Below are 22238 nucleotides of genomic sequence, written 5' to 3'. Positions count from 1 at the left end.
ATTTCCATAACCCCACACTGGAGGTATCATGAAAAATAAATACATACAGTGGTTTGAGGATACAAATAAGGAAGATACCGCCATTGTCGGCGGAAAAAATGCTTCACTTGGTGAGATGATCAAGTCCCTGGCTGAGAAAGATGTGCGCGTTCCCGATGGCTTTGCCACTACCGTCGAGGCCTACACCCGCTATCTCAAGAGCAATAATATCGATGATACGCTTAAAAAACTTTTAGCGAAGTTGCGTAACGATGAGCAGTCGATAGAACAGACAGGCAAAGCCGTGCGAAAGCTCTTTCTCGACGGTGAGTTTCCCGATGATATCGCCTCGGCCATTAAGGAAGCCTATGGGGAACTCAGTCAGCGCTATGATTCGCCGGCCAGAGACAGCCACGGCGATGTCGATGTAGCGGTGCGCAGCAGCGCCACTGCCGAAGATCTTCCCGAAGCCAGCTTTGCCGGGCAGCAGGAAACCTTTCTCAATATCTCGGGCGACAAGGATCTTCTCGATGCCTGCCGCAAATGTTTTGCCTCGCTCTTTACCGACAGGGCCATCTCCTACCGGGAAGAGAGACAGTTCGGTCACGATAAAATTGCCCTGTCGGTGGGCGTTCAGAAAATGGTGCGCTCCGATAAGGCGGGATCAGGAGTAATGTTTTCGATCGATACGGAATCGGGCTTTCCGGATGTTGTCCTGATCGATGCGGTGTGGGGATTGGGCGAGAATGTTGTACAGGGAACAGTCAATCCCGATGGTTACAGGGTTTTCAAGCCTTTGCTGCAGAACCGGGATACTTCCCCGATCATCGAGAAACGGCTCGGCGAGAAGGAGAAGACCATGGTGTATGCCAGAGGAGGTTCTGCAACGGTGAAAAACAAGAATACCCCGCGAAGAAAAAGAGAGCAGTTTGTCCTCACCGATGAAGAGATTGTGCAATTAGCCCGATGGGCCTGCGTTATCGAAGACCATTACGATAAGCCTATGGATATGGAATGGGCCAAGGACGGTGACAGTGGAGAGCTGTATATCGTTCAGGCCCGTCCCGAAACGGTACAGTCGCAGAAGCAGAGCGGTTCGTTCACGCGCTATCACCTTCGGGACAGAGGTGAAGTTCTGGTAAAGGGACTGGCTATTGGCGATGCCATAGCTTCGGGAAAAGCAAAAGTACTGCACGATATTGATGAAAGCGATCAATTTGAGGATGGCGGGATTCTGGTGACTGAAATGACCGATCCGGACTGGGGGCCTATAATGAAACGGGCGGCGGCCATCGTTACCGAACATGGCGGGCGGACCAGCCATGCTGCCATCGTCAGCCGGGAGTTGGGCATACCGGCCGTGGTTGGTGCGGAAAAGGCCATGGCGGCACTCGATGGAGCTAAGATAGTTACCGTTTCCTGTGCGGAAGGGGATACGGGAAAAGTATATGAGGGAGAATTGGAATACGAGGAGGAAGAAATTGATCTGGGGGCCCTTCCCACAACATCAACACAGATAATGATAAATATCGCCAGCCCTGAAGCGGCTATGCGCTGGTGGCGGCTCCCTGTTCATGGAATCGGTCTGGCCAGGATGGAATTTATTATCAATAACATCATCAAGATTCATCCGATGGCCCTTATTCATCCGGAGAAAGTTGAAGATAAAAAGGTACGTAAGTCCATAGATACGCTGACTAAAGGGTATCCGGACAAGGAAGAGTATTTTGTCGATCATCTATCCCGGGGCATCGCCCGAATAGCCGCCTCGCAATATCCCGATCCGGTAATTGTACGAATGAGTGATTTTAAAACCAATGAATATGCCAATCTCATAGGAGGCTCTTTTTTTGAACCGCATGAGGAGAACCCCATGCTGGGGTTTCGTGGAGCATCCCGCTATTATAGCGACCGCTATCGGGCCGGATTCGGTCTGGAATGTGCAGCTATCGATCGTGCCCGCAGGAGACTCGGCTTTGAGAATATTGTCGTGATGATTCCCTTCTGCCGGACTCCGGAAGAGGCGGACAAGGTGCTTGAGGTTATGGAATCAAACGGGCTTGAACGGGGGAGGGACGGATTGGAGATCTATGTCATGTGTGAGATCCCCTCCAATGTAGTACTGGCGGAACAATTTGGCCGGAGGTTTGACGGATTTTCAATAGGTTCCAATGACCTGACTCAACTTATGCTTGGTGTGGATCGTGATCTTGCCGAACTCTCGGAACTTTTTGATGAACGCAATGAAGCAGTAAAAATAGTGATCGGGAATCTCATTGAAGTGGCACACAAGAATGGGAAGAAGGTCGGTATTTGCGGTCAGGCACCGAGTGATTACCCTGATTTTGCAGAATTCCTGGTCAATGCCGGCATTGATTCGATCTCCCTGAATCCTGATTCGGTGATCCGGGTTATGCGGTATCTGGCCGAAGCGGAAGGAAAAGAGGCTGCACCCGGGAAGAGCTAGAGATATAGGTACTCGTTGAAAGGAGAATTGTTTGAAAGAAAGTGATGAGCAAGAACGCCAGGGAAGTGCAGCATATCATGCGAAAAGTGTCGAAGATACCCTCACTGCGCTGAATGTCGGCCGTGATGGACTTTCCCGTGATGAGGTCGTCGCAAGGCAGGAAAAATACGGCCTCAATCAGCTAGAGGAGGAAAAGCAGCGCAGTGGTTGGGCCATTCTGCTCGACCAGTTCAAAAGCATCGTTATCATTATTTTGGCAATTGCAGCTGTCCTGGCCTTTGCCACTGCCCGCCTACCGGAAGGAATTGCCCTGGTTACCGTTATAGCCGTCAATACCGCCATAGGCTTCTTCACGGAATGGAAAGCCATACGATCGATGGAATCTCTTCGTGAACTCGGCAGGAAAGTGGCGCGGGTCAGACGGGACGGCAGGAAAAGCGAGGTGGCCGCCGAGGAACTTGTCCCCGGAGATATTGTTCTACTCCACGATGAGGAACTTGTTCCTGCGGATGTGCGAATAATTACATCTGAAGATATCAGGGTCAATGAAGCGGCTCTTACCGGAGAGTCCATGCCGGTCGATAAATCCATCGACCCTGTCGAGCAGGACGCTCCCCTGCATGCCCGGACCAGCATGCTCTATAAGGGAACGAGTGTCGTTGAAGGGACTGCTGAAGGAGTAGTTGCCGCTACGGGACCGGCAACGGAACTCGGCCGTATTTCCAGACTTGTCTCGGCAGCAGAGGAAACCGCAGCCCCTCTTCAGGAGCGTCTCGATCACCTGGGTCGAAAACTTGCCTGGATAACCATTGCTGTCGCAGTGCTTGTCGGTGCGGCGGGACTGGCATCGGGGCGTGAGACCATCATTATGATCGAGACCGCCATCGCTCTCGGAGTAGCCGCTATTCCTGAAGGGTTGCCGATCGTGGCCACTATTGCCCTGGCCCGCGGCATGTGGCTGATGGCGCAGCGCAATGCTCTGATAAATCGCCTTACCGCCGTGGAAACACTAGGCGCAACCAGTGTGATTTTTACCGATAAAACCGGCACGCTCACCGAAAACAGGATGACTGTAGTCGATGTGATTACTGCCGATGCCTCATATACCTTCGGCCAGCAGAAAGAAGAGGAGGGAGCCCCTGGGGGCGGTCATCTCGAGGCGGCGGCGGAAAAAAGTCTGGTCGAGCGTCTGCTTCGCATAGGGTTACTTTGTTCAAACGCCAAGCTGGCTAAGGAGAGCGAAGGATTCAGCGGCGACCCCACCGAAGTCGCCCTGCTGGAGGCAGCCGCCAAAGCGGGTTTGACCAGGAGCGGCTTGCTCGAGGAGATGCCTGAGGAGCGGGAAGTTCCCTTTGATTCGGAAGTTATGATGATGGCGACTTTTCACCGCCTTGAAAAGGACAAAGAAGGCGGTGCATGTTATGTAGCGGTAAAGGGTGCACCGGGCAAGATCCTCGAGGTATGCAACAAGGTGTGGCAGGAGGAGGGGGCGGCTCAACTGAGTAAGGAGCAAAAGCAGCAATGGCATGAACGTGTCGACGAGCTTGCCGGCAAGGGCTTGCGTCTTCTCGCCTTCGCCGACAAGGAGGCCGGGGATAGTGCCGAGGAGCCTTACCGGAATCTTCGGCTGGTGGGCATCGCCGGTATGGAAGATCCGCCGCGATCCGAGGTTAGAGAGGCGATTCGAGATTGTCAGAATGCCGGAATAAAGGTAGTGATGGTGACCGGAGACAGGCCTGACACCGGTGCTTCCATCGGTAAAAAAGTAGGATTAAGCGATGAAGAAAAGCCCTTCCACGGCAGTGATCTGAGCAGCCCTGATGAGCTTTCCAAGGCGGAGCATCGCAAGATCCTGGATTCCGGCATCTTTGCCCGGGTGACGCCGGAACAGAAATTTAATCTGGTGAAACACTACCAGTCCGCCGGTCACATCTGCGCCATGACCGGAGACGGCGTCAACGACACCCCGGCCTTGAAGCAGGCGGATATTGGTGTTGCCATGGGACAGCGGGGAACCGATGCCGCCAAACAGGTAGCTGACATGGTGCTGCGTGACGATAATTTTTCCACCATTGTCGCGGCCATCCGCGAAGGCAGGATCATCTTCGCCAACATTCGCAAATCCGTTATCTTTATGCTTTGTACCAATATTGCCGAGGTCTTGACTGTTGCCCTGGCTTCTCTGGTACAGGCTCCCCTGCCGCTGAAACCCCTGCAGATTCTTTATCTCAATGTCTTGACCGATGTTTTCCCCGCGTTGGCTCTGGGGGTTGGCGCAGGTGCCGTCGAGGTTATGAAGCGTCCGCCTCGAGCTGCCGATGAGGCCGTTTTGACGTGGCACCATTGGCGCATGATCGGTGGCTGGAGCCTGTTCATCGGAGCGATAGTTCTTGGAGCGTTGACCATTGCCCTGATGCAATTTGGTTTCGAGGAAAAACACGCTGTCACTATCTCGTTTCTGACTCTGGCCTTCACCAAGCTCTGGTTTGTCATTAATCTGCGTGATCGGGGTACTTCCCCATGGAAAAACGATGTGTTAAAGAACAGATGGATGTGGGCTGCCTGGGGGATCTGTCTCAGCCTTCTACTTATTGCCGTCTATTGGCAGCCACTCGCTTCCCTTCTCCAGGTCGTAAATCCAGGCTGGAAAGGGTGGACTCTCATTCTGGCAATGAGTGTGCTCCCTGTTATTAGTGGAGCATTTCTTCCGGGGATTCGATTTTACTCCGCCGGGAGCGAGGAATATCCGAGGTAAATATATTGTCAGGTGAATGGGTTGAGAAGAGATTGAAAAAATGATATGCTGAATGGTAGTATGTTATTTTTTAAGGAAAATTTAGGAAGATGCGGTCAGCCGAAAAACCGTCGATATCAGTAATTCCAACAGAATTCTCTTCCCCGGATCGGGCTGATCAAGGCGGGACTGGCTGAATATTATCGTAAAACACATATCCCACAGCCTTGGCCGTAAAGAGGATCCCCGCGCCTATACTTATGGAATCCCAGGAAAAAGCCGGATCGTTTGCTTGTATAGCGAGGCTCGACTCTCAAGCCAGCGTTGGCATACATATTGAGATCTGAAAAATAGCACCTCTACTGTTGGATATTTTTGCTCCGTCATTCGCGTTAAAAGCAAAAAGAGGCTATAGTTTTTTATATAGGAAATCTTTCAATTCAAGGTGTTGCAGTATCATGTAAATAGGAAGGTCGTTGCATATCGTGGAATAAAGAATGGAGGATTGTCATGATCGGATTTATTCAGAATTCTACTGAACAGTATCTTTCTAATCTTCTGGCGGAAGCCGATATCAGAACGGATGGGAGCCGGCCATGGGACATTCAGATCAAAAACAGAGGCTTTTTTGATCGCATTTCCAAAGAGGGATCTCTGGGATTGGGAGAAGCTTACATGGATGGCTGGTGGGAATGCCGAGCTCTTGATCAGTTTTTCTTCAAGCTTCTCTACCATAAAATCAATGAAAAGGTGCGGACTTCACCCATTGTTATTGCCAATGCCGTCAAGGCTACCCTCTTTAACCGACAGAACAGGCGCAAGGCTTATGAAGTAGGGGAAAAGCATTATGATGCCGGCAATGATCTGTTTGCTCAAATGCTCGATTTCCGGATGAATTACAGCTGCGGCTACTGGAAAAAGGCAGCGGATCTTGAGGCGGCTCAGCAGAATAAACTGGAGATGATATGCACCAAGCTTCAGCTCGAACCTGGAATGAGGCTGCTCGATATCGGCTGCGGCTGGGGCGGTCTTGCCGGTTATGCCGCTGAAAAATATGGTGTTTCTGCTGTTGGTCTGACCATTTCCAAGGAACAGTTCGAGTTTGCCAGGCAACGATATGCCGGCCTGCCTGTGGAATTCAAACTTGAAGATTACCGGAATACCAAAGGAACATTCGACGCCATAGTCTCTGTCGGCATGTTTGAACATGTGGGATATAAAAATTACAACTCTTTCATGAGAGTTGTCCGCCGCTGTCTCAAGGAGGACGGTCTCTTTCTCCTGCACACCATTGCCTCGAATGAATCAAAACGCAACTGCGACAGCTGGTTTGACAAATATATCTTCCCCAACGGCATGCTGCCCTCTATTTCTCAGCTCGGAGCAGCTCTGGAGCAAAAATTCGTCATGGAGGACTGGCATAATATCGGTGCCGATTATGACAGGACTTTGCTGGCCTGGTATGGAAATTTCAGGAAAAACTGGAAAAATCTGCGCGACAGGTATAGTCAACGTTTCTATCGGATGTGGTGCTATTATCTTCTCGCCACCGCGGGAGGCTTTCGTGCCAGAAACATGCAGGTCTGGCAGGTGGTATTATCTCCGAATGGAATCATAGGTGGTTATCATAACAACCGTTGCAGTAAATGCGGGGGGATCAGCCTGGAGTACCATCCTGCTTCTGTTGCCTGTATGGAAAAAAATTAATCTCTCTATTAATTGAAAGATGTCAACGTGGAAACGATGAAAAATCTCATTAATATTTCCTTATTGCCGCAGAATGTATCATCGCTGAGCGCGGTGGATCTCCCGATATTCTTCGAATAGTCTATCGGTATCTTCTTTACGGCACAGTTGTGTCGCCTCGGTGGTCAAAGCTGCCGTTCCGGCCGCCATGCCGTAGAGCAGGGCATCAGCCAATTCCTCTCCTCTCTGCAGTGCCAGGACCATGGCGCCGACGAAGCTGTCGCCGGCACCAATAGAACTGACCTCCCTGACCTTCAGCGCAGGGATGCGGACCTGCTCTTCTGCAGAAGTAAGCAATGCGCCATCCTTACCCAGAGTAAGTACCAGAACTTCACACTTGCCACGGTCAACCATGTCGCGGCACATTTTCTCCTGATCCTTCTCCTGGACCAGAGAGCAGCCGCAGATATATTCGAGTTCCTGCCGGTTCGGTTTAATGAGATAAATTTCCTGCTGCAGAGCGTGCTTGAGAGCATCTCCCGATGTATCCACAATGACCTTGGTTGGGCTGCCATTGAACAGCTTTACGACTCTTCCGTAAAAATCATCAGGTGCTCCCGGAGGCAGGCTTCCCGAGGCAACTACAAAATCTGCCGCCTCGCCCAGTTTGCCTGTCTTGTGCAATGACTGACGCCACTCCTCTTCACGGATTTGCGGACCCGGCAGAGCGAACCGATATTGTCGTCCGCTTTCCTTCTCCCGGATGGCGAAGTTTTGCCTGTTGGTGCCTTCCATCGAAACAGCTTCGCTCCTGACTCCTTCATCGCTCAGCATGGAGTTAATGCTTCTGCCTGTGCTGCCTCCCGCTGGAAATACGGCAGTAGTAGTACCGCCGAGCAGGGTGATGGCCCTGCTGACGTTGATTCCGCCGCCCCCGGGATCAATCATGACATTGCGGCAGCGCATCTTTGTGGTAGGCTCCAGGGTATCCACGTCGGCACTAATATCGAGACTGGGATTGATGGTAAGGGTCACGATTCGATGATCATCACTCATGTTTTCCTCTCCATCAAAGAATTCGAAAAAGTGAACCAATTCCTGCTCCCTGCATTCTCACACCATTAGTGAAGTGGCGCATGATGTCCAATGCCGGCGGACTCATCCTGCCTTTCAGGAAAAGCCAAGGTTCAGGTGGATGTGCTCATATCGTTTTTCTTCAGTCTATTATCCATCTTGACTTTTGTTTCAGAAAAGCTGCTCCTCGCTTGCTTTTTTGGGCAGCGTGATTTTCAGGATGCCGTCCTGATAGATTGCCCCGACTTTATGTTCAGATACCTCTGCCGGCAGTCTCAAAATTCTTTCGAACATGCCATAGCGTCTTTCAAGTCGTCTGAAGCTGCTTCCTTCCTCCTGAATTTCCTGCCGTTTTTCTCCCTTTATCCGTATCAGGTCGCCATCTATTGTAAAATCAAAATCTTTAGGCGTTATTCCCGGAACCTCTATTTCAAGCACCACAGCAGCATTTGTTTCGTAAATATCAATATTCGGAATCCAATAACCTGGAAGCTCTATCGCCGGGGATCTGGATTGCAACTCGTTTAGAAATTGATGGAAGAGGGTATGTATTTCGTACATTCGCTGGGGCAGACTCGCCGGCCGTCTGATGACTTCTCGTTTAGTTGTCATTATTATCCTCTATGTTCACATCTGTTGTGATTAAAAGTTTCGCTGCTGCTCAATAATAACGGCAGGTCTACCGATAGGTTCTTAGGTTTACGATTTATCCCTGGACATGCCCGGAGGAACCCGTACCCCGCTATCTGTATAGCTTTGATTTACAGAACCCTTGCCGATCAAACCTGGTACATTGACCGACTTCCCCTTCTGGTCGACCAGGTTCTGCAAAGCATTCTTGAGTGTGGCCATATCAGAAATATTCAACTCTTTCATTATCTCCTGAGCATCTTTGCCTTCCTGGGCAAGCTCCCATAAACGTTTCATATCTACTGTGCTTTGGCGTACCATTCGTCTGCCTCTTTTGATTTTTTCAACCTTTTTTGACTCTCGTGTTCTATCAAAAGCAAGCAAAATGTATGCCACTGGGCTACGGTGCAGGGTTCAAGATCCGGGTTGTCATGATGGCCTCGAAAACACCGGGTTCCCGCAATGCTGGTTTTTGGCAGGCCTCTGACATATCTGTATCGTCGGAGGCCTGCCTAAGATGTAGCCCAGGCTTTGGCGGGCTCATCAGAAATTATTTTCTGCTGTTTAATCGACCTGTGCGAAATCTTATGGCATAGGACTGGGTCCTCTGCAGTCGGACGGGAAACCCGATATATGGGATAATGAACGCTATTACCAGGAGAAAAGGCTACTCTTTGGCTTAAGCGCCAGTAATCCGAAAAATCGTATTTCACCCGTTTCCTGTATCATTTTCAGCTGCCTTCTGTATGCACATTTCCTCTAGGCATTATTTTAGAATACAAACAGGCAAAGGAATTGCATCCACCAATTAATATGAACTTGAAGGATTTCGCAGCCCGAACTGCGGTATTCAATGATATGAGGCAATTGATAGTCTGTATGGAAAAATTGGTGGTCATTTCTGATCCGTGGAATCCTGGCAACGCTTTTTGGCGTGAGGGCCATTCTGCTATCGGGGATAACCATCGGGGTCTGTTGATATCGCTGAGTATTCCTCGTTGTCGACGCCTCATTTCTTTTGCCGTTTCATTGCAGGGCGGAGGAACAGGTGGGGCCATGGAGCAGTGGTTCTCGAGGGACTTGGTAAGAAACGTAGTAGTCCTACTTATTAATGGATAGAAAAAATGAAAAACCTGACTGCAGAGCAGATACTAAAAAAAACCTTTAAACATCTTGAAGAAATGGTGGATGAAAAAGGTGAAGAAAGGCGAAATCGGGAAGGGAATGGCCGCAATGTTTTTGATGGGGAACGCAATTCGAAGCAGCATGATTCCTGGAAATGCACAGCAGGTGAGGAAAATAATGAAAAAAATGAATAGTTTATTTCCAGTGAGCGGTGCATGTTCTGCTTTGGTAGCGTTGAAATATAGCCATTATCTGAATTTTATAACCTACAAACGGAGGAGGTAATGCTACCGATCACATCGATACTTTGGCCGACTGACGGAAGCCATCCCGCCTTGAATGCACTGGATGCGGCAATAGAGCTTGCTCAGAAATTTCAGGTAAAATTATATGCACTCCAGGTAGTTCATCAGGTGCCTACCGTTACCGGTTCTGGTTTTGCGCCTGTAGCCATGAAAGGTTTTGATGTTCCTCTTTATGAGCAGGAACTACTGAAGACTGCTGAAAAGGAACTTCACCAGGTGGTAGAGGGAAAGGTGGCCGAGGGTGTAGAGGTTGAGAGCCATGTGAAAATCGGTATACCTGCCGATGTGATAGCTGACTTTGCAAAAGAAAACGACGTCGGAATGATTGTGATGGCCACGCATGGCCGCACCGGACTCAGTCATTTTATGTTGGGGTCGGTTGCCGAGAAGACGGTTCGCCAATCCACCGTTCCAGTACTTATTATCCCCGAAAAATCCACAGAGAAATAGTTGGCCTGAAAGCCCAAAGCCTTTGCAGGAATGAGGCGATCTAAAGGAACTGTTGAAATGGGAATGCCGATTAATAACAGATACATTAGGCAAGCTGAAAGCGGGCGCAGCTTGGAGATGCTGCGTCGACCAGTTGCGCCCCTCTATGCCCATGACTCAGGCTGGTGGAAAATCAAACGGTGGTTGCTGTGAAGAGGGTATTGATCACCGGCAGCAATCGCGGTATAGGGTTGGAATTTACCCGCCAATATCTGGAGAGTGGCTGGCATGTGTATGCCACCTGCCGCAGGCCGACCGAAGCGCAATCACTGCACATGCTCCTCGAACTCCACAGCCGTCTCACTATTCACAGGCTTGACATCACCCAGCAGGAGGATATCAATAGCTTATGTCAGGAACTCATGGAAGTTCCTATCAATATTTTGATAAATAACGCTGGAGTCTACTTCAGAAAACGAAGTGTGGGAATTGACTGCATCCATTATGACAATTGGCGGAGGACCTTTGAAGTAAATACCCTGGGGCCTGTTCGTATCACCGAAGCGCTTCTTGGAAATATTGCAGAGAGCACAACCGTCAGGTTGATTGTTGTTCTCAGTAGTCATATGGAGCGTATTGCCGAAATCAACGAAGGGGACAGTTTTTACTATCGTTCCAGTAAGTCGGCATTAAATGCGGCCATGCAGGGGATCTCCGCAGAGATGAAGGAGCAGGAAATAGGAGTATTGCTTCTGCATCCCGGTGCGGTGATGACACGTATAGGGCCGTTGAAAGGTATTTCCACCAGGGAAAGTGTGAGCGGAATGCGGCAGATTATCGAGGGATTTACCATGGAGCAGACGGGAAAATTTTTCAGTTACGATGGCGAGGAGATTCCATGGTAAGTTAGGCAGGATGAAATATCAAACTGATAAGTATCGTGTCCGGTCTTACCGGATCAGTCGGATGGGAAAATAGCGATGACAGGAGGGAAATATGTACAACAGAGAAGAACTATGCAAAAAAATTACTGAATTATATCCTGAAATAGGTGAATGCGGCATTGATATAGATGTTGAATTTGATGCAGATAAAAACGTGTGGATTGTCGATTTAGTAAAAGATTCAAGGGAACTCAAGCATCATCTTGAAATACCTGATGCCGATGATTGTATGGAGGGGAACAAGTGCACTTCCCTGGGTCTGGAAATAGCACAGCTCAGAAAAAACATAGAGGGACAGCAGTTTTGACGGCTTATTGGAGGCGGCGGAAATATTTCAATGTGTGTACACTGGAATTGTCGGGCCGATCATCTCGGTCCGGCCTCTTTGAGTAGTTTCAGCCCGGATACTAATTCGAGGGGCCTGGAAAGCACTTTTCTCTCTTTAAATATCGTTATACTTCACAAGAGTGAAAAAAAATGTAGTCCCTTTTCCGATTTCACTTTCATACCAGAGTTTCCCTTCATGGTTTTCGACAATTTTCTGGCACAGGGCGAGTCCCATTCCAGTGCCTGCAATATCTTCTGAAGGTTCAATACGCTGGAAAAGATCAAAAATCATATTACCGTGGCTGGGGTCAATGCCGATCCCGTTGTCGCGAATGCTGAAAACCCACTCTCCATTGCGGGATTCTGCACTTATATGAATCATGGGAATTTCTCTGCTGCGAAATTTTATGGCATTGCTCAAAAGATTCTGCATCAGGCGGAGGAGATGGATAGGGTGGCCGTATATTTCAGGAAGAGGATCAGAGGTGATCTCTGCACCGTTCTTGCGGATGAAGGGGTCGATATTGTCCAGGGCCTGCTGCAGCACTTGTTCCATGTCCACTCTACTTAGGGGTTGGTCGGCAGCCCCCAGCCTGGCATAATCGAGCAGGCTGTCAACCATGAGCTGCATGCGGTGAGCGCCCTTGGCAATATACTGGAAATAGGTGGTTGCCGTCTCGTCAAAGTTTTCTCCATATCGCCTCTCGAGGAGATCGGCATATGCCTTGATCATGCGCAGGGGCTCCTGCAGGTCGTGTGAACAAACCGAGGCAAACTGTTCCAGTTCCCTGTTGGAAGCCTTAACTTTTTTCAAAGCCCTGCTCAACTGCTGATTTTTTTCTTCTTCAATGGCTTCCGCCCTTTTTGACTCTGTGACATCCGTAGCCAGCACACAGAATCCGACGATAGTGCGGTCTTCCACGGCATGGGGAATAAGGGTCATATTGCAGATGCGGAGACCTTTGAGACGATGGGGGATTTGGATTTCGAAAGTAACCTGCTCTCCTTCGAGGACCCTTTCGAGATAAGGCTGGATTTCCTGGAGCACATGATTGTCGAATATGTCGGCAGGGGTCATGCCGATGGCTTCTTTAGGTGAGATACCGAACCATTTATAATGTTCGGCATTGCAGAAGACAAATTTCTCCTCATTGCTCAAATAAGCTATGAGGGCAGGCATCGAATCCGTAATCAAATGGAGTCTGTCTCTGCTTACTTTGAGTTTTCTTTCCAGACTTTTCAACGTGTATATCTCTTATGGTCAGAAGGGATGCTGTCTGTCGGTGCGCTCATCAATGAAACTTCTCGGTGATTTTCCAATAGTTTCATATGGCAGGACAAAAAGTAGGTTATGACGTCATCAAACAGGATTTTTTTCAACAACGGCTTGCGATAAGGAAAAAGGCAGGAATGTATCAGTAGCTTTCTTCAAGATCGTTTTTGCAGTCTGGGCATATCATATTAACTGTTCTTGCTTCGGAGTGGTCACGTATATACTCTTCGATGCGCTGCCATTGATTATTTTCGGTGAGAATCTTTTTGCAGCTCAGACAAATCGGCAGAATCCCTTCAAGTGATTCTATTTTCTTCAAGGCCAGGGTGAGGTCATGAAGGAGATCCTCTTTTTCCTGCATCGCCTTCTTGCGCTCAATGGAATAGAGCAGCGATTTGCTCAGGGAGGCAGGGGAAAGGTGCTGTTTCTCAAGAAAATCCTGGGCTCCGAAGCGCACCGCCTGAAGAGCCAGTTCCTCATCCTGCAATCCCGAGAGAACAATCACAGCGGTATCGGGATACGGTGTAATTATTTTCCGGACCGTATCCAGACCTGAGGAATCAGGAAGGCGCAGGTCCAGCAGCACTGCATCAAAATTATAATGAGATAGAAGACCGAGTGCAGACTCAAGGGTCTCAGCTTCTGCTAGATCCTGGCGAATGTGTTTGTTTTCGGACAGATACTCTTTTATCAGGAGAACATCCGCCGGATTATCTTCCACAATGAGAATGTTAATCTTGCCCATAAGCCGTGCCAATGTGAATAAGTGTTGGTTTGATATCTCTTGGAGTTGACTGTCTATCTGCAAATTTCATACTCAAACATAAAGTAAAGAAAATTTCCAGGCTGATTTTGTTGAACTGTACTATTTTTCTGTATTGTGCTATAAAATAATCTATTCAAATAAAATGGCACTTGGGCCTAACTTGTCGGAGTCCCATGATATCGTTTACCGGTTGCCTTCAAAATTTAAATTACCGGGGAAAGGCGCAAGGCACCGATATCAAAAACATGCTTGCGGTTAATCAATCGAGCCCCCAGGTAAGTAAGTGCGTAGATCGAAATTGCTAATTCCCGGGTAGACACCAACTATGAGCGACATATAGAGTAAGCTCCTGTAAAATAGAATATCGGATAATTTGTTATGCCTTGCTCTTCGCCCTTTCTTTCGTTCGGCGGCAACGTATCGATTTCTATAAATAACAAACTCTCTGTTCGTATATCTTTCACCTTCGACTCTTCTGCCTTGATATTCTTTAATTAAATATTACATAATACGTTTGGGAGGAAAAGTTGTCTTTCTGCTTAAGTAAACCTATCGTTGTTATTCTAACCCAGTTGAGCTGGACTTTTTGCAGTACCCCCTTGAGGGGTATAAGAGCTACAGGTGTCTTGTTTTCTTGCGAAAAAACACAAGACATCAGTCAGTAAAGGTACTCATAACTATGCCGGATACAAACCTGAAAGTTCTTGTAATCGACAATGAAACTACAGTAGCTGAAGCCCTGCGTAAAGTCTCGGATCAGCTTGGTATAGTGGTCCGGAATGCCTCCACTCTTCAGGAAGGTATACAGGCAAAAGGCAATGAAGGATTTGCTGTTGTTCTGATGAGGGATATCCTCCCCGATGGTGCTTCCTGTTATGCCATTGAAGATTATCAGTCGCTGCACCCCTCTCCTGAAATTCTCATCTACACTGCAGTAGGCGATCCTGAACATGCCGAGCATGCCCTCAAAGGTGGGGTGTGGGACTATATCATAGACCCTTCTCCGCACAAAAAGTTACCGGACCTGTTAAAGCGGGTTCTGCGGTATCGCCGCAACAAAGGACAAAATGCGGTCGATAAGCAACGGGAGATCCAGCAGCAGTTAGAAGATACCGGCATTATCGGCAGAAGCAAAGCTATCCGCAACTGCGTGAACTTGACGGTGCGCGTAGCTCAATCCGACGCAAGTGTTCTCATCACCGGTGAAACCGGCACGGGGAAGGAGCTTTTTGCTTCAGCGATCCACAATATCAGCCCCCGGGCAAGGAAGAATATGACGACTGTGGATTGTGCGGCCCTACCTTCCACGCTCGTTGAAAGCATCCTTTTCGGTCATGCCAAGGGGTCCTTTACCGGAGCGGATAAAAGCCAGACGGGATTGATTAAACAGGCCGATGGCGGGACCCTTTTTCTTGACGAAATCGGGGAGATGCCTCTTGAAATACAGAAAAAATTACTGCGGGTTATTCAGGAACGTAAGTTTCTCCCAGTCGGCAGCAATACGGAAATCGAGAGCAATTTTCGGCTGATCGCGGCAACAAATAGAAACCTTGAATTAATGGTGGAGGAAGGAACATTCCGGGAAGATCTCTTCTTCCGGCTCAAAACCTTTCAGCTTGAACTTCCATCATTACGTCGGAGGACAACAGATGTCACTGAACTTGCCTATCATTACCGCACCCTTTTTTGCAAGCGGAATAAGCTGAAAAATAAAAAGCTCTCCCCTGACTATTTAATGATTCTCAATCAGTATGACTGGCCAGGGAATGTCCGGGAGCTTTTTCAGGCAGTAGAGCGCTCCATAACTGATGCCCAGGACAGTACCATTCTTGATCCCACCCATCTTCCCTTAAACATCAGGCTGGCGGTTACAAAAAAGAAACTCAATAGAGGGAAAAAACCTTTAACAGAAACCGCTGAGGCGGAAAACGAAATCGTCGAAATCTCCAATATTCCAACAATAAAGGAAGCCAGAGACCGCGCGATTCAGCTAGAGGAACGAAAGTATCTGCAGCAGTTGCTTGAACTGACCGACGGCGACATCAAACTCTGTTGTCAGACGGCAGGTCTTTCCCGCTCCAGACTGTATGATCTCCTCAAAAAATATGAGCTGTCCAATAAGGAAACAAGCCTCAATATTCAGGAAGAGACAGAATAAACGGGGTACTCCCGATGGGGCCGTCGCTATTGAAATCTTTCCAGAAAGTGTCCAATAGTCCTGTCGTGTAAGACTTTGGTCCTCTCAGGCAGGACATCCAAGACCTACATGGACTTGTAAAGAGATTAATCTCCGTCTGAAAGCGGCGATCCGCCGTACCACACATGTACTGCCTGCCATCTCAGACACTTCGCCGACCATCGAACTTTCTCGACGCCTGCGCTTATCGCAGAGCTCATCTTAAGGACTTCGATGATTTTCAAGAGATCCTGGTATTGACGGTGCTGTGAAAATCCCCAACAGATAAAATGCACTCTTCAGAAGCCGGTTAGATATTTCTTTTTGGAAGTGCTAGAATGTGTCGATATCTTCATAAAAGTTAACTCTGTACGCCGCAGCAGATTGTTCTCGAGGGGCGAGACATGTATTTTGGTCTGCTGAAGCGATTTATCTACTTCAGCGAATGTTATAATACTGGTTAAGGAACTATGTCTGAAATAACAAGATATTATCCAAAAAAAGTAGTTGTGAAATACCTTCTTTTCGGGAGTATCTGGATTCTAGTCACCGATCGGGCCATTGATTCTTTTGTGGTCTTTAGTCTCTCTCCTGATTATGCGCAAACCCTTAAAGGACTGATATTTGTTGCTGTAACAGCAACATTGCTCTATTTCGTTCTGAAAATCGACTGTCAGAAAATCCAGGATGCGGTTGACAGAAAAGAAGAGAGTGAAAAACGATATCGCACCGCATTTCATAACTCACCCGGACCCTTATGGGAAGAGGATCTCACTCGCGTTAAAGAGTATTTGCATAATTCAGACCTGTTTAATGTCGATGATATAGAAGAATATTTGGAAATTCATCCTGAATGTATTCAGGCATGTCTCACCAGAGTTGTTACTCTGGAAATCAATATAGCAGCTCTCAATGTCCTGGGGTTGCAGGACCGGGAAGAAATGCACGGCTCTTTGTCCCAACTGTTTGTTGATCCCTTTGCCTTTATGAAACAGGAAATAATTGCCATCGTCAAGGGTAAGGCTCAATTTGAGATGCAGCTGAGTTTCTTCCAAAGCCGTGAGCGGAAGGGGGCTTTAGTGCTCAGGTGGCTGGTTCTATCCGATCACCAAGATATCTGTGACAGGGTGCTGATTTCAGCATTTGATGTAACTGATCTGGAGCGGGTCAAAAACAAGCTTCAGAAATCAGAAGAAAAATATAGGAGCCTTTTGGAAAATGCCAATGAAGGCGTCGCCGTCATACAAGACGAACGCATAGTTTACGGCAATTCTCAGCTTTTGGCGATAACCGGCTATGGTAAAGACGAAATTCGTAGTACCGCATATCTCGATAATGTGTATGAAGATGACAAGGCCACAATAAAATCTCTTTTTTCGCTTTTATCTGAAGGGAAAGAATTCCCCAGGGATAAGGAACTGCGGATCCTCAACCGGGACAGGGAGGTGCGCTGGTTGCGGATAAATGCGGTGATGCTTGACTGGAACGATAAACCTGCTGTGATGGTACTGGTTACGGATGTAACTGAACAAAATAGATTACAGCAAATCAACAAGGAAATGGAGGCCCATGTGTTTCAGGCCCAGAGAATGGAGTCCATCGGCACGCTGGCTGGTGGTATCGCTCATGACTTCAATAACCTGCTTTCTGCTATCCTGGGATACAGTCAGCTAACCATGGAAGAGTTGCCGCCTGGATCCCGGGAATATGAAAATTTGAAGATGGTCATCGCTGCGGGAGAAAGAGCTAATGATCTGGTAAACCAGATACTTACTTTCAGCCGCAAGAAAGACGAGAAAAAACAGCCTATTCAGGTCTCTTTTGTGGCCAAGGAAGCTGTGAAAATGCTGCGTTCCTCCATTCCTCCGCACATCGAGATATATCAGGACATCCAAACTGATAAATTTATTGAAATCGACCCCAGTCAAATGCATCGCATCATAATGAATCTATGTGCAAATTCTTATCAGTCCATGCTGGATAGCGGTGGAGAAATACGAGTAATTCTTGCTGCACACAAGATAACAGAAAAAGAACAGGAATATGTCGATGTTGCTCTGCCTCCGGGAGATTATCTTCGCTTGACCGTTACCGATAATGGCAGCGGGATCAATCCTGCTCATATTGATAAAATTTTTGATCCTTACTTTACCACCAAGGAATTGGATAGAGGAACCGGGCTTGGGCTTTCGGTGGTCTACGGTATCGTCAAGGCTGTCGGTGGAGAAATTAAAGTAAAAAGTACGCCCGGCAAGGGCACCCGCTTTGATCTCTTTTTCCCGGAATACAAGGAGGAGTTTCAGGAACAGGACGACCTGGAAGAGCTTACTTCTCTGGAGGGAAATGAAAAGATCATGGTGGTGGATGATGAAGTTGCTGTTCTCAAGCTGATGCAGCATTATCTCGAGCACTATGGTTATCGGGTATCCGCATACGAGCACCCAAGGGATGCGCTTGCCGTAATGCGGCAATCTCCCTGTGTGTTTGATGCAATCGTTACTGATCTGGCCATGCCGGGTTTGACGGGAAAAGAACTTGCTGCTGAAGCAGAGCACCTTTGTCCTGGTATTCCTGTGATTTTATGTTCCGGATTAGCTCAGGAGGGCAGACCTTTGGATGAAGGGCCGAATAACATTCATGAACTTCTGCAGAAGCCGTTTGGGAAAGAAGCTTTTATCAAAGCCGTTCGTGGAGCATTGGACAGCTGACAGTCAGAAAACCTAATGTTGTTGAAATAGTCTGTTGAAGTTCATTACCCAGCTAAGCTGGGTTTGGAAAAAGAGTGGTGTTCTTGATGTTAATGATTATTAATGACAAAAAGTGATACGAAGGATCAAAATATAATTTACCGCTTGGGAAAGACGATGAAAAAAGCAATGAAATGGGACAGAAACCTGAATGTTGACGTGGAAATTATCGACGACCAGCATAAGATCTTATTCGATCTAGCCAATGATCTGAACAACGCCTTGAATATGGGAATGAGCAAACAGGTTATCGATACTTTGTTTGCTGTAATCATGAGCTATGCCTTTAAACATTTTGAGACCGAAGAAAACTTGATTCGCGAGGAGAGCAGTTTTTCCACTCACTGTTATTTCCATTATCAACTTCTCAAGCAGCTTCATGAATACGCCGTTGACTTTAGAAATAATAGAGCGGTTGAGGTGGATCCCGGAGAATTTCTGGAGAACTGGCTACTTAAACATATCAAAGAGTGTGATATTCCTACACTGAAAAAGAAAAAATCGGAAGGGATCAGCTTTCCCATTGACAGGTTTGAAGATTTTGACAGCACTGAAATCGACAGGCGCCAGCATAAGCGGATTCGCCACGACCGGGTTCTCGACGAAAATATCATTGGACATTGCTATAACGCCAACACCATGAAAACCGGTATCGTTACTGTTGTCGATCTGGCTAGCGGAGGTCTGAAAATATATGGAAACCAGCAGATAGCCGTCGATGATCTGCTGGTTATTAGTTGCCGGGTGGGAAGAAATTTCAGCATGAAGGAGAAGGTAAGGGTAAAAAATTCCAATGAAAATTTTCATGGGGTCGAGTTCGTTTCAGCAGCACCGGAGACAGTGAAATTTTTAACGGAGATTTGCGGCGCAGTCCACAAGTTTTAAAGGTAGAAAAGGATCAAATTTCTGCAGGAGAATGAGAACATTCGATTTGTTCCAGACATTTCTTACAACCTTATCCGTTCCCCAGGGGAAAGTGCAGTCTGCTTATCTGAGGTGATGCAAGTTGCCAGGCAGATCTGCGTCTGCCTGCAGTTCGGGGTGCACATCAATATACAATAAAAAAAGATAAATTGCGCAATTCTTCGCTCTTATTGGGGTTCATCCGGGACAGAGGAGAATTTCAGGGATGCGGAAAAGGCATGATGTTTGGAACTACCACTCTGTGGTGGTTTTTTTAATGACACCAGAGAGCAACGTTGTTATCTTTTTTCCTGGAAATAATAAAAAATGATGGGTTCGGGTGTCTTTTGCCAATCGGGTGGGAATATACCGGCCTATGAATCAAAGTAACGACAAGCGCATGCACGGAGACATCTTCAATGGAGAAGAAACAGGAAGAAAAGCTGGAGTCTATTTATCAAAAATCAGTCGTCGGCGGAGATAATATAATAACGATACTGCAGGATATTCAAAATGAGTTCGGCTATGTCCAGGAGGAATCTGTCGAGTGGTTTGCCAAACGCTCTAATATTCCGGCCGCAAAATTCTACGGGGTGATCACCTTTTATTCGCAGTTTCACCTCAACCCCCGCGGCAAAAATATAGTTACTGTCTGCTCCGGTACGGTGTGTCATGTCAAGGGGGCGCCGAGGATCATCGAAAAACTGAAAAGTGAACTTAGGCTCAAGGGGGATGATCAGACCACTAAGGATATGCTGTTCAGCGTGGAAAACGTCAACTGCGTCGGAGCCTGCAGTATTGCTCCGGTGGTGCTTGTTAATGAGAAGGTCTACGGTAAGCAGTCTCCGGATAAAATGATAAAAAACATCAAAAAATATAAGGAATAACAAAGTGAGCAGCAATATTACCGTCAATGTATGCATGGGCACCGGCGGTATCGCAGCCGGTGGTGTTCAGGTAATGGAAGCCTTTCGGGAGGAGCTCTCGGCTGCGGGAATAGCCGATGCCAGGGTAGAAAAAAACTGCAAGCTCCATAAGGTCGGCTGCCGCGGATTCTGCGCCAGGGATGTGCTGGTCGATATCACCATCGGTGAGCAGACCTCCACCTACCAATATATCGAAGAAAAAATGGTGAAGCGGCTGGTGGCAGAGCATATCCTGGCAGCTAAACCGGTGGAGGAGTGGCTTGTCGGTGAAGATTACCATACCTTTCATGAGAAACAGGAAAAGATTGTCCTGGCAGATCTCGGCAAAATCGATCCTGAATCAATCGAGGACTATCTCCAGGTTGACGGCTATGAGGCACTGAAAAAGGTACTTGGTTCCATGCAGCCCCAGAGTGTTATCGACACTATCAGGGATGCCGGTCTGCGGGGCAGAGGCGGGGCAGGTTTTCTTACCGGAGTAAAATGGGGTTTCTGTGCCGCAAACCAGAGCGAACAGAAATATATCATCTGCAACGCCGATGAAGGTGATCCTGGGGCTTTTATGGACCGCTCCATCATCGAAGGCAATCCGCATGCGGTAATTGAAGGCATGATCATCGGTGCCTATGCGATCGGCGCCACCCTTGGATATATCTATATCCGGGCGGAATATCCCCTGGCGGTACAGCGTTTGAAAACAGCAATCAGCCAGGCGAAGGAGAAGGGTTATCTGGGCAGTAATATTTGCGGTTCAGGTTTTGAATTCGAACTCAAAATCAAGCTCGGCGCGGGGGCTTTTGTCTGCGGCGAGGAAACCGCGCTGATCGCCTCTATCGAGGGAGAGCGCGGCATGCCGCGAGCCAAACCGCCCTTTCCCGCCAATAAGGGGCTGTGGGGAAAACCAACCATTATCAACAACGTCGAGACCCTGGCAACGATTGCGCCGATAATCAACAAGGGCCCGGAGTGGTTTGCTGGGATCGGCACCGAAACCAGCAAGGGAACCAAGGTAATTGCCTTGACCGGCAAAATCCGCAACACCGGTTTGATCGAGATTCCCATGGGTATGACTCTCAAGGAAATCGTCTATGACATTGGCGGCGGCATTGAAGAGGACAGGCTTTTTAAGGCCGTACAGACCGGGGGGCCCTCCGGAGGCTGCATTCCACAGCAGCATATCGATTTGCCGGTGGACTATGAAGGACTGCATTCCGTTGGTTCGATGATGGGTTCCGGCGGCATGGTCGTGCTCGATGAGACCGACTGCATGGTCAATATAGCCAAGTTCTTTCTTCAATTCACCAAGGAGGAATCCTGCGGTAAGTGCACTCCATGCCGGGTCGGTACCAAGAGACTGCTCGAGATTCTCACCCGGATTACCGAGGGCGAGGGGAAAAAAGAGGATCTGGAGCTGCTCCAGACTCTGGCCGAAGACGTCAGGGATTCGAGTCTCTGTGGCCTTGGCATGTCGGCGCCAAATCCGGTGATCAGCACCTTGAAGTATTTTCGCCATGAATATGAAGCGCACATAAACCAGAAGAAATGCCCGGCAGGAGTGTGCAGTGCCCTGTTAACCTTTTTTATCCGGGAGGATCATTGCGTCGGCTGCGGTATGTGCCTGCGGGCCTGTCCGGTCGATGCCATCAGCGGAGAAAAGAAGAAAGCGCACAAGATAGATAATAAACTGTGCATCCAGTGCGGGTCGTGTTTTGACGCGTGTAAGTTCAACGCGGTGCTCAAGGAGTAG

Annotated in this window: 17 protein-coding genes; 12 read left to right on the top strand and 5 right to left on the bottom strand. The window is 48.2% G+C overall.

The features are described from left to right. Positions 1-28 precede the first annotated feature (28 nt). The 3 genes from ppsA to cfa all read left to right on the top strand — a co-directional run bounded on the left by ppsA (position 29) and on the right by cfa (position 6887). Entirely contained in the window at positions 29-2446 is a 2418-nt protein-coding gene (gene ppsA, locus JWG88_RS19780; protein ID WP_205235533.1) for a phosphoenolpyruvate synthase, read from the top strand. A gap of 31 nt (positions 2447-2477) precedes the next feature. Beyond that, a complete protein-coding gene (locus tag JWG88_RS19775) occupies positions 2478-5201 on the top strand; it encodes a cation-translocating P-type ATPase (RefSeq protein WP_205235532.1) in 2724 nt (907 codons plus the stop codon). 489 nt (positions 5202-5690) lie between these two features. After that, a complete protein-coding gene (gene cfa / locus JWG88_RS19770; RefSeq protein WP_205235531.1) occupies positions 5691-6887 on the top strand; it encodes a cyclopropane fatty acyl phospholipid synthase in 1197 nt (398 codons plus the stop codon). A 78-nt stretch (positions 6888-6965) separates the two neighbouring features. Here the strand turns inward: cfa and JWG88_RS19765 are convergent, their stop codons facing one another. From JWG88_RS19765 to JWG88_RS19755, 3 genes are all read right to left on the bottom strand, one after another. Then, positions 6966-7922 carry a 1-phosphofructokinase family hexose kinase gene (locus JWG88_RS19765; RefSeq protein ID WP_205235530.1) on the bottom strand — a complete coding sequence of 319 codons (957 nt, stop codon included), beginning with the start codon at positions 7920-7922 and terminating at the stop codon, positions 6966-6968. Between the two features lie 189 nt (positions 7923-8111). Next, complete coding sequence (locus tag JWG88_RS19760; RefSeq protein WP_205235529.1) at positions 8112-8552, bottom strand: Hsp20/alpha crystallin family protein; 441 nt, start codon at positions 8550-8552, stop codon at positions 8112-8114. A gap of 87 nt (positions 8553-8639) precedes the next feature. Next, the gene (locus JWG88_RS19755; protein WP_205235528.1) at positions 8640-8891 is read right to left on the bottom strand and encodes a hypothetical protein; all 252 of its coding nucleotides are present in this window, start codon (positions 8889-8891) and stop codon (positions 8640-8642) included. Between the two features lie 803 nt (positions 8892-9694). Here JWG88_RS19755 and JWG88_RS19750 point away from each other — a divergent pair. From JWG88_RS19750 to JWG88_RS19735, 4 genes are all read left to right on the top strand, one after another. After that, positions 9695-9889, top strand: coding sequence for a hypothetical protein (locus JWG88_RS19750; RefSeq protein WP_205235527.1), 195 nt, complete (start codon positions 9695-9697; stop codon positions 9887-9889). Positions 9890-9979: 90 nt separating this feature from the next. Continuing rightward, the gene (locus tag JWG88_RS19745; RefSeq protein ID WP_205235526.1) at positions 9980-10450 is read left to right on the top strand and encodes a universal stress protein; all 471 of its coding nucleotides are present in this window, start codon (positions 9980-9982) and stop codon (positions 10448-10450) included. Between the two features lie 188 nt (positions 10451-10638). Further along, complete coding sequence (locus JWG88_RS19740) at positions 10639-11334, top strand: SDR family oxidoreductase (protein ID WP_205235525.1); 696 nt, start codon at positions 10639-10641, stop codon at positions 11332-11334. A gap of 91 nt (positions 11335-11425) precedes the next feature. After that, positions 11426-11680, top strand: coding sequence for a hypothetical protein (locus JWG88_RS19735; protein ID WP_205235524.1), 255 nt, complete (start codon positions 11426-11428; stop codon positions 11678-11680). Between the two features lie 135 nt (positions 11681-11815). Here JWG88_RS19735 and JWG88_RS19730 read toward each other — a convergent pair whose 3' ends face one another. Next, positions 11816-12943, bottom strand: a complete 1128-nt coding sequence (locus JWG88_RS19730) for a sensor histidine kinase (protein ID WP_205235523.1) — start codon at positions 12941-12943, stop codon at positions 11816-11818. Positions 12944-13115: 172 nt separating this feature from the next. Further along, positions 13116-13718 carry a response regulator gene (locus tag JWG88_RS19725; protein WP_205235522.1) on the bottom strand — a complete coding sequence of 201 codons (603 nt, stop codon included), beginning with the start codon at positions 13716-13718 and terminating at the stop codon, positions 13116-13118. A 700-nt stretch (positions 13719-14418) separates the two neighbouring features. Here JWG88_RS19725 and JWG88_RS19720 point away from each other — a divergent pair. The 5 genes from JWG88_RS19720 (at position 14419) to nuoF (ending at position 22238) form a co-directional block, all read left to right on the top strand. Then, positions 14419-15897: a sigma-54-dependent transcriptional regulator gene (locus JWG88_RS19720; RefSeq protein WP_205235521.1), complete on the top strand. Its 1479-nt coding sequence runs from the start codon at positions 14419-14421 to the stop codon at positions 15895-15897. Positions 15898-16385: 488 nt separating this feature from the next. Beyond that, positions 16386-18623: a hybrid sensor histidine kinase/response regulator gene (locus JWG88_RS19715; protein WP_205235520.1), complete on the top strand. Its 2238-nt coding sequence runs from the start codon at positions 16386-16388 to the stop codon at positions 18621-18623. Between the two features lie 156 nt (positions 18624-18779). Further along, on the top strand, positions 18780-19547 hold the full coding sequence (locus JWG88_RS19710; protein WP_205235519.1) for a bacteriohemerythrin: 768 nt from the start codon (positions 18780-18782) through the stop codon (positions 19545-19547). Positions 19548-19984: 437 nt separating this feature from the next. Then, entirely contained in the window at positions 19985-20452 is a 468-nt protein-coding gene (locus tag JWG88_RS19705) for an NADH-quinone oxidoreductase subunit NuoE family protein (RefSeq protein ID WP_205235518.1), read from the top strand. A gap of 4 nt (positions 20453-20456) precedes the next feature. Then, positions 20457-22238: an NADH-quinone oxidoreductase subunit NuoF gene (nuoF, locus tag JWG88_RS19700; RefSeq protein ID WP_337833147.1), complete on the top strand. Its 1782-nt coding sequence runs from the start codon at positions 20457-20459 to the stop codon at positions 22236-22238.

This window comes from Desulfopila inferna (genome assembly GCF_016919005.1).
Lineage (GTDB): Bacteria > Desulfobacterota > Desulfobulbia > Desulfobulbales > Desulfocapsaceae > Desulfopila_A > Desulfopila_A inferna.
The sequence above is the reverse complement of the archived record's forward strand: the minus strand, read 5'-3'. Positions and strand labels throughout refer to the sequence as shown.

Bases quoted from the DNA above. Each gene is read 5' to 3' on its own strand.
- ppsA (WP_205235533.1), top strand. From the start codon at position 29: ATGAAAAATAAATACATACAGTGGTTTGAGGATACAAATAAGGAAGAT.
- cfa (WP_205235531.1), top strand. From the start codon at position 5,691: ATGATCGGATTTATTCAGAATTCTACTGAACAGTATCTTTCTAATCTT.
- JWG88_RS19765 (WP_205235530.1), bottom strand. From the start codon at position 7,922: ATGAGTGATGATCATCGAATCGTGACCCTTACCATCAATCCCAGTCTC.
- JWG88_RS19760 (WP_205235529.1), bottom strand. From the start codon at position 8,552: ATGACAACTAAACGAGAAGTCATCAGACGGCCGGCGAGTCTGCCCCAG.
- JWG88_RS19755 (WP_205235528.1), bottom strand. From the start codon at position 8,891: ATGGTACGCCAAAGCACAGTAGATATGAAACGTTTATGGGAGCTTGCC.
- JWG88_RS19750 (WP_205235527.1), top strand. From the start codon at position 9,695: ATGAAAAACCTGACTGCAGAGCAGATACTAAAAAAAACCTTTAAACAT.
- JWG88_RS19745 (WP_205235526.1), top strand. From the start codon at position 9,980: ATGCTACCGATCACATCGATACTTTGGCCGACTGACGGAAGCCATCCC.
- JWG88_RS19735 (WP_205235524.1), top strand. From the start codon at position 11,426: ATGTACAACAGAGAAGAACTATGCAAAAAAATTACTGAATTATATCCT.
- JWG88_RS19725 (WP_205235522.1), bottom strand. From the start codon at position 13,718: ATGGGCAAGATTAACATTCTCATTGTGGAAGATAATCCGGCGGATGTT.
- JWG88_RS19720 (WP_205235521.1), top strand. From the start codon at position 14,419: ATGCCGGATACAAACCTGAAAGTTCTTGTAATCGACAATGAAACTACA.
- JWG88_RS19715 (WP_205235520.1), top strand. From the start codon at position 16,386: ATGTCTGAAATAACAAGATATTATCCAAAAAAAGTAGTTGTGAAATAC.
- JWG88_RS19710 (WP_205235519.1), top strand. From the start codon at position 18,780: ATGAAAAAAGCAATGAAATGGGACAGAAACCTGAATGTTGACGTGGAA.
- JWG88_RS19705 (WP_205235518.1), top strand. From the start codon at position 19,985: ATGGAGAAGAAACAGGAAGAAAAGCTGGAGTCTATTTATCAAAAATCA.